The sequence below is a fragment of the Pseudomonas viridiflava genome (assembly GCF_001642795.1).
GTDB lineage: Bacteria > Pseudomonadota > Gammaproteobacteria > Pseudomonadales > Pseudomonadaceae > Aquipseudomonas > Aquipseudomonas viridiflava.
Genome location: NZ_LKEH01000025.1, coordinates 429,472 through 440,222, shown reverse-complemented (window position 1 = coordinate 440,222; position 10,751 = coordinate 429,472). Strand labels below are relative to the sequence as shown.

Sequence of the window (10,751 nt, the reverse complement as noted above, 5' to 3'; positions counted from 1 at the left end):
ACTGAATCCGCAGTCTGTGCCATTTGTGACGCGGAGCGTCACGGGAGGCATGCCCACGCGGAGCGATGGGCCCGATCAGTGTTGAGGCGGACTTGAGTATCAGCGATGCCCGCCTCGCCCGTCTCCACGACCACGGCCGTCGCCTCTGCCATGGTCCCGGCCACCGCCGTGGTCACTCCATCCACGATTGCCGCGATAGTCGCCGCGGTAATTGCCGCGATAGCCATCGTTGCCTCTGAAGCCGTCGTTACGCCAGCCGTATCCCGGTGGGCGGCCAGGTTGGTAGTAGCGCGGTCCAGGTGGTGGACCGTAATAACGCGGAGCGGGGGCGTAGTAACGGGGTTGTTGGTAATAGCGCGGTTGAGGCGCCACGTAGATGCGCCGCTCCTGGTAATAGGTGGAGCGGTAGCCATTGTCAAAACCGTACCCGCCAGCGACCACCGTCGTCGGTTGCGTGTACACATCGGATTCGTAGTAACCAGGGCCTCCATAACAACCAGCAAGGAAGAGGGTCAGCAAAACGATTAGCGAGGGTCTTCGATACATGGCGGCCTCCTGGACCGCGATAGGGCACAAACCAGCGACGCTGGTCGGCGTCCGCCAAAGCGGTTGGCGGACGAAGGTTAAGACACTGAAAACGCGATCCAGTGCGTAACAGGACGCTCCGTCCGTCCGCTGGAAATACTCCAGAAAGCCTGAAAAGCGCTGAAATCAAGGCTCTCCGGCCTGTAGCGCTTTCTTACAAAGATGCTACAAAACATTTCAACCAGCGCCTCATCAAGGTGCGCTCGTGCACCAGCACAAGGCAGATTCCTGCACCTCACTGCACCTGGAAATATGGCAACCCTTGCCAACCGGGCCTTTCGGCGAGTTGGCACAACTCTCGCTTAGTCCATCCTGTGCAGGAGTCAACACACGGTTCGCGGCACCACAATTTGCAATAGCTGACTAGGGTTCCGGCTTGCCAGAGGCAAGTGGCTGGTCCGAGAGTTGGCGACCTCCAGTAGAGGTTACACGGCGGGACAAAAGCCCGGGAGACAGGACACCAGTGGTGTCACGTTGCTCCTGGCCGCCCTTTTCACTACTGGAGATCTCTCGATGCTCAAGTCAACGTCACGTCTCTCAGGCCTGCTCTGCGCCGGTCTTCTCGCAGCATTGAGCTTCTCGGCGAACGCCGCTCCCAAGGATCACTTCAACGTCTGCTGGACGATCTACGCAGGCTGGATGCCGTGGGAATACGCAGGCACTCAGGGCATCGTCGACAAATGGGCCAAGAAATACGGCATCAAGATCGACGTCACCCAGCTCAACGACTACGTCGAATCCATCAACCAGTACACCGCCGGCCAGTTCGATGGCTGCACCATGACCAACATGGACGCCCTGACCATTCCGGCCGCCGGTGGCGTGGAAAGCACGGCGCTGATCGTCAGCGACTTCTCCAACGGTAACGACGGCGTCGTGCTCAAGGGCGAAGGCAAGAAGATCGCCGACCTCAAGGGCATGGACGTCAATCTGGTCGAACTGTCGGTTTCCCACTACCTGCTGGCTCGCGCGCTGGACAGCGCCAGGCTCAGCGAGAAGGACCTGAAGGTGGTCAACACCTCGGATGCCGATATTGCCGCCGCTTTCAACACCGATGATGTTCAAGCCGTCACTACCTGGAACCCGATGCTGTCGGAGATCAAGGCCAAACCGGGCGTGACTGAAGTGTTCAACTCCAGCCAGATTCCCGGCGAGATCATGGACATGATGGTGGTCAAGACCCAGACCCTGAAAGACAACCCGGCGCTGGGCAAGGCCCTGACCGGCGCATGGTTTGAAGTGGTTGCGCTGATGAACGCCAAAAACGCCCAGAGCAAGGCTGCGCTTGAACACATGGCGAAGGCCTCGGGCACCGATCTGGCGGGCTTCCAGTCGCAACTGGACACCACCAAACTGTTCGCCACGCCCAAGGAAGCGCTTGAGTTCGCCACCAGCAAACAGCTGCCGGAAACCATGGGCAAGGTCGCCAGCTTCTCGTTCGCGCACGGTTTGCTCGGCGAAGGCGCCAAGGATGACAAGGCGGTGGGCATGACCTTCGCCAACGGTGTGACCACCGGTGACAAGGGCAATCTCAAGCTGCATTTCGACCCCAGCTACGTGCAGATGGCCGCCGACGGCAAGCTGTAATTCACGTTCCGCACAAAGGTCTTTGCCATGCGCTTGATAAACCGCCATCCGGATCGCGCCGGTCGCCTGATTCTGGTGATCCTGCCGTTCGCCCTGCTGCTGTTCGCCTATTTTCTGGGCTCGGCCAGCCGGCTTGCGGAAAACCCCAACGACAAACTGCTGCCCAGCGCGGTGCAGATGGCCGATGCGGTCAATCGCATGGCGTTCAAGGCCGACGTCCGCACCGGCGAATACCTGTTGTGGCAGGACACCGCGTCCAGCCTTCAAAGGCTGGCCATCGGTCTGGGCATCAGTGCCTTGCTCGGGCTGTGCCTGGGCATTGCAGCGGGCATTCTGCCGATGTTCGGCGCGCCGCTGTCGCCCTTGCTGACGGTGTTGTCGATGGTGCCGCCGCTGGCGATCCTGCCGATTCTGTTCATCGTGTTCGGTCTGGGCGAGCTGTCGAAAGTGATGCTGATCGTCATCGGCATCACGCCCATTCTGGCGCGGGATCTGGAGCAGCGTGCGCGTGAAATTCCGGTCGAACTGCTGATCAAGGCACAGACCCTCGGTGCCTCGACCTGGACGCTGATCCTGCGGGTGATCCTGCCGCAATTGCTGCCGCGTCTGCTTATTGCTTTGCGGCTGGTGCTGGGGTCGGCGTGGCTGTTCCTGATCGCGGCGGAGGCCATTGCCTCCACCGACGGTCTGGGCTACCGGATCTTCCTTGTTCGCCGCTACCTGGCGATGGACGTGATTCTGCCTTATGTGGTCTGGATCACCCTGCTCGCCTGGCTGATGGACTGGGGCCTGAAAGCCCTGACCCGTCGTGCATTTCCCTGGTACGAAGGAGCGCGAGCATGAGCTTTATCTGCGTGCGCAACGTCTGGCAGCAATACGACGATCAGGTGGTGCTGGAAGGTTTGAATCTGGACGTTGCCGAAGGCGAGTTCTGCACGCTGGTCGGCGCGTCGGGCTGCGGCAAATCGACCTTTCTTCGCCTGCTGCTGGGCCAGGAAACCTCAAGCCGTGGCTCGATCACGCTCGACGGTCAGCCGCTTTCCAACGAACCGGACGCCAGCCGTGGCGTGGTCTTCCAACGCTACTCGGTGTTTCCGCACCTGAGCGTGCTGGACAACGTCGCGCTGGGCCTTGAGCTGCCCCGCTCACGGTGGATCGGCCGACTGTTCGGCCAGGCCAAGCGGGACGCTCGGGAGCAGGCGGCGCAGCTGCTGCACAAGGTCGGCCTGGGCCATGCGCTCGACAAGTATCCCTCGCAACTGTCCGGCGGCATGCAGCAACGACTGGCGATCGCCCAGGCCTTGATCATGAAGCCTCGCGTGTTGCTGCTCGACGAGCCGTTCGGCGCCCTGGACCCCGGTATCCGCAAGGACATGCATCACCTGTTGCTTGAGCTGTGGCGCGAGACGCAACTGACCGTGTTCATGGTCACTCACGACCTGTCCGAAGGCTTCAACCTCGGTACGCGCCTGCTGGTGTTCGACAAGGTCCGCCACGACCCGCACTCCCCCGGTGCCTACGGTGCGCGCATCACCTACGACATTCCCCTCAACAGCGAGCGCCGCGCCGAACGTGCGGCACTCGATCTGCTGAAACCTGCTTTAGAGGAACCCACTCCATGACTGACTCGACCACGCTTTACCCCGTCTTCGCCGAAGAAATGCTGCCCGGCGGCGGCCATCGCTCGTTCATCCTCAAGCGCGGCGAACTGCTGCGCCTGACCGACCTGCACGGCAATGCCAATGTCAGCCTGACGCTGCTCAACGCTCACGAAAAGACCGAGCGCCTGAACCTGCCTGACAGCCTCAAATGCCAACACACCGCACGACTGAGCGCCGGTCACTGCCTGTACTCGGACATGGGCCGCGTGCTGGCCGCCATCGTTACCGACACCTGCGGCTGGAGCGATAGCATTGGCGGTGTGCTCAATGCTCAGGAAGTAGCTGAAAAGTACGGCCAGGGCCGTTATCAGGAACTGCGCAACGGCTTCTTTCGCAACGGCGTCGACAACCTGCTGGTCGAGCTGGGCAAGTGGGGGTTGGGTCTGTCAGACCTGCTGATGACCCTCAATCTGTTCAGCCGGGTCAACGTCGACGAAACCGGCACTCTGCACTTTGTCCCTGACAACTCGAAGGCAGGCGATTACATCGAGCTGTATGCACCGATGGACACGCTGGTGGTGCTGACCGCGCTGCAACATCCGATGGACCCGAACCCGGCCTATGCGCCGCAGCCGCTCAAGCTGAGCTGGATGAAAGCCGACGCCAGCATTGCCGAGCACTGCCGCACGTCACGCCCGGAAAACGAGCGCGGCTTCATCAACACCGACCGCCTGTTCGCCTGAGGAGACCCCCGTCATGAATCTGCATGCCCACGACCATCAACACTGCGACGCAACCATCCCGGCCGGCGAACCGTTTCTGGCCGAAGTGAAAGCCGGACAAACCGTGCGTATCCTCGACCTGGAAGGCAATCAGGCGGTCGATACGCTGTTCTTCAGCCTTGCCAACCCGCGTGAACGCTACGACGTGCAACGCACCCTGCGCCGCCAGAACAGCGTGTACCTGACCACCGGCAGCGTGTTGTTTTCCAACCTCGGCCAACCGATGCTGACCATCGTCGATGACACCTGTGGCCGGCACGACACGCTGGGCGGCGCCTGTGCGCAAGAAAGCAACACCGTGCGCTACGCCCTGGAAAAACGCCACATGCACAGCTGCCGCGACAACTACCTGCGCGCCTGCCTGCACGACGGTCGTCTGAGCAAGAACGACATCGGGCCGAACATCAACTTCTTCATGAACGTGCCCGTGACAGCGGACGGCGGCCTGACCTTCGAGGACGGCATCTCGGCGCCCGGCAAATACGTCGAACTGCGTGCCGAGATGGACGTGATCGTGCTGATCTCCAACTGCCCGCAGTTGAACAACCCCTGCAACGGCTACAACCCGACGCCTGCGCAGTTGGTCGTTCGCGACTAGTTGATGCTTCAAGCCCCGAATCCGGGCAGCAACGGACGACCGTTGCGTTGAAACGTTTATTAGCGGGACGGCCCGCTTCCCATCACGAAACCGATTCAGTCCGGTTTCCGGGGTCATGCCATGTTCGACAAACTGCTGATCGCCAACCGTGGCGCCATTGCCTGCCGCATCCTGCGAACCCTGCGCACCTTGAAGGTCAAGGGCGTGGCGGTGTATTCCGAAGCCGACGTTGCCAGCCTGCACCTGATGCAGGCCGACGAAGCTCACAGCCTGGGTGAAGGCGGCGCGGCCGGCACCTATCTGGCGGTGGACAAGATCCTCGCCATCGCCAAAGCCAGCGGCGCGGGTGCGATTCATCCGGGTTACGGATTTCTCTCTGAAAACGCTGCGTTCGCCCAGGCCTGTGAGGACGCGGGCATTGCCTTCGTCGGCCCGACACCCGAGCAACTGCGGGTGTTCGGCCTCAAGCACACCGCTCGCGCCCTGGCCAAACAGCATGGCGTGCCGATGCTCGAAGGCACCGAGCTGCTGGACAGCGTCGACGCGGCCCTCACCGCCGCCGAGTCCATCGGCTATCCGGTCATGCTCAAGAGCACGGCGGGCGGCGGCGGTATCGGCATGCGCGTGTGCCGCAGCGCCGCTGAGCTGGCCGACTCGTTCGAGGCGGTGAAGCGTCTGGGCCAGAACAACTTCAGCGACGCTGGGGTGTTCATCGAGAAGTACATCCAGCGCGCTCGTCATCTGGAAGTCCAGGTGTTCGGCGACGGTCAGGGTGAAGTGCTGGCGCTGGGCGTGCGGGATTGTTCGGTGCAGCGTCGCAACCAGAAAGTCCTGGAAGAAACCCCCGCGCCCAACCTGCCGGAAGGCATGGCAGATGAACTCTGTGCGGCGGCGATCAAGCTGGCCAAGGCCGTCAATTATCGCAGCGCCGGGACTGTGGAATTCGTTTTCGACAGCCAGGATCAGCGCTTCTATTTTCTGGAAGTGAACACCCGACTGCAGGTCGAGCACGGCGTGACCGAACAGGTGTGGGGCGTGGATCTGGTCGGCTGGATGGTGCAACTGGCGGCCGGTGATCTGCCGCCGCTTGCGGAGCTGCAAGCCACCCTGAAACCGAACGGGCACGCCATTCAGGCGCGTCTGTATGCCGAAGATCCGGGCCGCGACTTCCAGCCCTGCCCCGGCCTGTTGACCGCCGTAAGCTTTCCGCCCGCAGACGGTCAGGCGCTGCGCATCGACACCTGGGTGGAAGCCGGCTGTGAGATCCCGCCGTTCTTCGATCCAATGATCGCCAAGCTCATCAGTTGGGCACCGAGCCGCGATGAAGCCAGTGCTGCACTGGCCGAAGCGTTGGCGGAGAGTCGTCTGTATGGCGTGGAGACCAACCGCGATTACCTGCGACAGATCATCGCCGATGCGCCATTCGCCAGCGGGCAGCCGTGGACCCGCTGCCTGGAGGATCTGGTGTATCGCGCCGACACCTTCGAAGTGCTCAGCGGCGGCACCCAGACCAGCGTTCAGGATTATCCGGGACGCCTGGGTTACTGGGCCGTCGGTGTTCCGCCGTCCGGTCCGATGGACAGCCGCGCCTTGCGTCAGGGCAACCTGCTGCTGGGCAATGCCGAAGGGTGCGCGGCGCTGGAAATCACCATGAGCGGGCCGCTGCTGCGTTTCAACACGGACGCGGTGGTGGCCGTGACCGGCGCAACGATTCCACTGACCCTGGATGGCGAATCGTGCCCGATGAACACAGCACTGCTGGTGAAGGCCGGTTCGACACTGGCATTGGGCACCATCGCCGGGGCCGGTGCACGCAGTTACCTGTGTGTGCGGGGCGGGCTGGATGTGCCGGATTATCTGGGCAGCAAAAGCACCTTCACCCTCGGCCAGTTCGGCGGCCATGGCGGTCGTGCGCTGCGGGCCGGTGATGTGCTGCATCTTGCGCCGCTGACGGATCGCAGCACTGGCCATTGCATCGCCGATGAGGCGCTCGAGGTGCTTGGCGAAGTTCGCGACATGCGTGTGATCTACGGGCCGCACGCTGCGCCCCAGTACTTCACCGAAGCGTACATCGAAACGTTTTTCGCCACTGACTGGGAAGTACACTTCAATTCCAGCCGCACCGGCGTGCGTCTGATCGGACCCAAGCCCGAGTGGGTCCGCGCCGACGGCGGCGAGGCCGGGCTGCACCCGTCCAACATTCACGACAACCCGTATGCCATCGGCGCCGTGGATTTTACCGGCGACATGCCGGTGATCCTCGGGCCGGACGGGCCGAGCCTGGGTGGCTTCGTCTGCCCGGTGACCATCATTGAGGCGGACATGTGGCAACTGGGTCAGCTCAAGGCGGGTGACAAAGTCCGGTTTCATCCGGTGAGCGTCGAAGCGTGTCATGCCTCTTCGCAAGCAAGCTCACGCCCACAGGAAACGGCGAGCCCCCGTGGGAGCGGACTTGTCCGCGAAAGCGCTTTAGACCACACCTCGTTCATAAACCAGCTGCAAAGCCCGATCATTCTGGACATCGGCCAGGACGACAAACGACTCGTGGCACGGCTGTCCGGCGACACGCACCTGCTGCTGGAAATCGGCGCGCCGGAACTGGATCTGGTGCTGCGCCTTCGCGGCCATGCGCTGATGCTCGCGCTGGAAGCCAAGGCCCTGCCGGGCGTGATCGACCTGACGCCGGGTATCCGTTCGCTGCAGGTGCATTACCGCCCTGCCCAACTGCCGCTCAAGCAACTGCTGGAGATCGTTGCGGGTGAGTGGGACGCCGTCTGCGCTGCGAAGGACCTGCAAGTGGCCTCGCGCATCGTGCACCTGCCATTGTCCTGGGACGACCCGGCCTGCCAGTTGGCCATCGAGAAATACATGACCACCGTGCGCAAGGACGCACCGTGGTGCCCGAGCAATCTGGAATTCATCCGGCGCATCAATGACCTGCCCAACCTCGACGAAGTGCAGCGCACCGTGTTCGACGCCAGCTATCTGGTGATGGGCCTGGGCGATGTCTACCTCGGCGCACCGGTTGCAACACCGCTGGACCCGCGTCATCGACTGGTCACCACCAAATACAACCCGGCCCGCACCTGGACGGCGGAAAACTCGGTGGGCATCGGTGGCGCCTACATGTGCGTGTACGGCATGGAAGGCCCCGGCGGTTATCAGTTCGTGGGCCGTACGTTGCAGATGTGGAATCGCTATCGAGACGTTGCCGCATTCGAGGGCAAACCCTGGCTGCTGCGCTTCTTCGATCAGATTCGCTTCTATCCGGTCAGCGCTGAGGAACTGCTGCGCATCCGCCGTGATTTCCCGCTGGGCCGATTCGATCTGAACATCGAACACAGCACCCTTAACCTGACCGATTACCAGACCTTTCTGAGTCACGAAGCCGAAGGCATCGCCGCATTCCGGGCCCAGCAACAGTCAGCGTTCAACGCCGAACGCGAGCGCTGGATTGCCAACGGGCAAGCCAACTTCGAGAGCGAGGAAAGCATCGCCCCGACGACTGACGAGACAGTTCTCGAGCCGGGCCAGCAAGGTATCGACAGCCACATCGCCGGCAATCTCTGGCAGGTACAGGTCAAGCCTGGCGAACGGGTCGAGGCTGGCGACGTGCTGGTGGTGCTGGAGTCCATGAAAATGGAAATCCCGGTCCTAGCGCCAGTCGGCGGCATTGTGCGCGACGTGCGGGTGCAACCCGGCTCGGCCGTGCGCGCAGGCCAGCGCGTCGTCGTGCTCGACGCGGACTGAACCGAATCACTCAATTTGAGGGAACATCACCATGACCAATAACCCATTGTTGACTGATCTGCGTCTGGATTCCGTGCGCACTGCCTACCAGTCCGGCGCCCTGTCGCCCCGTCAGTTGATCCTGGCACTGCAGGAAAAGGCCGCCGAGCTGAACCCCGGCTATCACCTGTTCATCCATCTGCTCAGTCCGGATGAACTGGAACCCTATCTGGCCGCGCTGGAAAACCGCGAACTCAAGGATCTGCCGCTTTACGGCGTGCCGTTCGCGATCAAGGACAACATTGATCTCGCGGGCATTCCCACCACCGCCGCCTGCCCCGACTACGCCTACACGCCGGAACGCTCGGCAACCATTGTCGAGCAACTGATCGCGCTGGGTGCCGTGCCGATGGGCAAGACCAATCTCGACCAGTTCGCCACCGGTCTCAATGGCAGCCGCTCACCCTACGGCCCGTGCCCCAACAGCGTGTTGAAGGAATATCCTTCCGGCGGTTCCAGCTCGGGTTCGTCGCTGGCGGTCGCGCTGGGCGTCAGCAGCTTTTCTCTGGGCACGGATACCGCCGGCTCAGGCCGGGTGCCTGCAGCGCTGAACAATCTGGTCGGCACCAAAGCCAGCAAAGGCCTGATCTCGACCGCAGGCGTCGTGCCGGCCTGTCGCACTCAGGATTGCGTATCGCTGTTCACCGCCACAGCCAGAGAAGCCAGCCAGTTGCTGGCACTGGTCGCCAGGCTCGACCCGCGCGATGAATACAGCCGCCGCAACCCGGCGTGGAACGACGCAACCGCATTCGGCGCGCCACGCCCGTTTCGCTTCGGCGTTCCGCGTGCCGAAGACCTGGAGTTTTTCGGCTGCATTCAAGGGCCGCTGTTGTTCAGTGACGCCATCGATCACCTGACCGCGCTGGGCGGCGAAGCGGTGACCATTGACCTGTCACCGTTTCTCGAAGCCGCCAGCCTGCTGTACGACGGCCCATGGGTCGCCGAGCGCTACAGCGTCGCCGGGCAACTGATGGAGGAAAACCCTGCCGCCGTACTGCCGGTGATCCGTGCGGTATTGGCCAAGGCGCCAGCCGTCACAGGCGTCGAGACCTTTCGCGCGCACTACCGTCTACAGGCACTGAAGGCCATTTGCGACAAGGCACTGGAAGGTCTGGACTGCGTGGTGACGCCAAGCATCGGTCGCCCGATGACATCGGCCGAGCTGCTCGCCGAACCGGTGCTGCGCAATTCCGAACTGGGCTACTACACCAACTTCGTCAACCTGCTGGATTACGCCGCCGTCGCCGTGCCCAGCACCTTCATGGATAACGGTTTGCCGTGGGGCGTGACATTGTTCGGGCGCGCCTTCACCGACCAGTACCTGCTCAGCCTCGCCGATGCCTTCCAACGTCACACGGCCCTGCCATTGATCTCGGGTAACACACCACCCACGCCGACCACTGTCGCGCGCAATGACATGGCGCGGCTGGTGGTCTGCGGCGCGCATCTGGACGGCCTGGCGCTCAACGGACAACTGAAGCAGCGCGGCGCACGCCTGCTGGAAGCCACACAAAGCTCACCCGACTATCAGCTCTACGCACTGGCAGGCGGCCCGCCTTTTCGTCCGGGCATGGTGCGTGTGGCCGATGGCGGCGTGGCGATTGAATTGGAAGTCTGGGAATTGCCGAGTGCCGAGCTGGGTTCATTCCTGACCGGGATTCCAGCACCGCTGGGTCTGGGCAAGGTGCAGCTCGCCGACGGCCGATGGGAAACCGGTTTCATCTGTGAGCCGTACGGCCTTGAAGGTGCGCGCAACATCAGCGAACTGGGCGGCTGGCGCGCCTACCTGCGTCAGCTGTAAGTCTGCGA

General features: G+C 62.6%; 8 protein-coding genes and 1 riboswitch. Of the genes, 7 read left to right on the top strand and 1 reads right to left on the bottom strand.

Annotated elements, in window-relative coordinates; all coding sequences use genetic code 11:
• Nucleotides 1-99: 99 nt before the first annotated feature.
• Entirely contained in the window at nt 100-462 is a 363-nt protein-coding gene (locus AO065_RS12660; protein ID WP_122588960.1) for a hypothetical protein, read from the bottom strand.
• Between the two features lie 475 nt (nt 463-937).
• A riboswitch (guanidine-I (ykkC/yxkD leader) is annotated at nt 938-1,039 on the top strand.
• Nucleotides 1,040-1,098: 59 nt separating this feature from the next.
• Between AO065_RS12660 and AO065_RS12655 the strand changes: the two genes are divergently transcribed.
• The 7 genes from AO065_RS12655 (at nt 1,099) to atzF (ending at nt 10,743) form a co-directional block, all read left to right on the top strand.
• Nucleotides 1,099-2,172 carry a putative urea ABC transporter substrate-binding protein gene (locus AO065_RS12655; protein WP_004881210.1) on the top strand — a complete coding sequence of 358 codons (1,074 nt, stop codon included), beginning with the start codon at nt 1,099-1,101 and terminating at the stop codon, nt 2,170-2,172.
• A 27-nt stretch (nt 2,173-2,199) separates the two neighbouring features.
• Nucleotides 2,200-3,015, top strand: a complete 816-nt coding sequence (locus AO065_RS12650) for an ABC transporter permease (protein ID WP_004881213.1) — start codon at nt 2,200-2,202, stop codon at nt 3,013-3,015.
• Nucleotides 3,012-3,794, top strand: coding sequence for an ABC transporter ATP-binding protein (locus AO065_RS12645; RefSeq protein ID WP_004881215.1), 783 nt, complete (start codon nt 3,012-3,014; stop codon nt 3,792-3,794). The genes AO065_RS12650 and AO065_RS12645 overlap by 4 nt, the downstream gene beginning before the upstream one ends.
• A complete protein-coding gene (locus AO065_RS12640) occupies nt 3,791-4,516 on the top strand; it encodes an urea amidolyase associated protein UAAP1 (protein WP_004881217.1) in 726 nt (241 codons plus the stop codon). The genes AO065_RS12645 and AO065_RS12640 overlap by 4 nt, the downstream gene beginning before the upstream one ends.
• A gap of 13 nt (nt 4,517-4,529) precedes the next feature.
• Nucleotides 4,530-5,153, top strand: a complete 624-nt coding sequence (locus AO065_RS12635) for an urea amidolyase associated protein UAAP2 (RefSeq protein ID WP_004881220.1) — start codon at nt 4,530-4,532, stop codon at nt 5,151-5,153.
• A 120-nt stretch (nt 5,154-5,273) separates the two neighbouring features.
• On the top strand, nt 5,274-8,903 hold the full coding sequence (gene uca, locus AO065_RS12630; RefSeq protein WP_004881222.1) for an urea carboxylase: 3,630 nt from the start codon (nt 5,274-5,276) through the stop codon (nt 8,901-8,903).
• Between the two features lie 31 nt (nt 8,904-8,934).
• On the top strand, nt 8,935-10,743 hold the full coding sequence (gene atzF, locus AO065_RS12625; protein ID WP_004881225.1) for an allophanate hydrolase: 1,809 nt from the start codon (nt 8,935-8,937) through the stop codon (nt 10,741-10,743).
• The last annotated feature ends 8 nt before the right edge of the window (nt 10,744-10,751 follow it).

Coding starts and splice junctions, on each gene's coding strand:
- AO065_RS12655 (WP_004881210.1), top strand. CDS start 1,099: ATGCTCAAGTCAACGTCACGTCTCTCAGGCCTGCTCTGCGCCGGTCTT.
- AO065_RS12650 (WP_004881213.1), top strand. CDS start 2,200: ATGCGCTTGATAAACCGCCATCCGGATCGCGCCGGTCGCCTGATTCTG.
- AO065_RS12645 (WP_004881215.1), top strand. CDS start 3,012: ATGAGCTTTATCTGCGTGCGCAACGTCTGGCAGCAATACGACGATCAG.
- AO065_RS12640 (WP_004881217.1), top strand. CDS start 3,791: ATGACTGACTCGACCACGCTTTACCCCGTCTTCGCCGAAGAAATGCTG.
- AO065_RS12635 (WP_004881220.1), top strand. CDS start 4,530: ATGAATCTGCATGCCCACGACCATCAACACTGCGACGCAACCATCCCG.
- uca (WP_004881222.1), top strand. CDS start 5,274: ATGTTCGACAAACTGCTGATCGCCAACCGTGGCGCCATTGCCTGCCGC.
- atzF (WP_004881225.1), top strand. CDS start 8,935: ATGACCAATAACCCATTGTTGACTGATCTGCGTCTGGATTCCGTGCGC.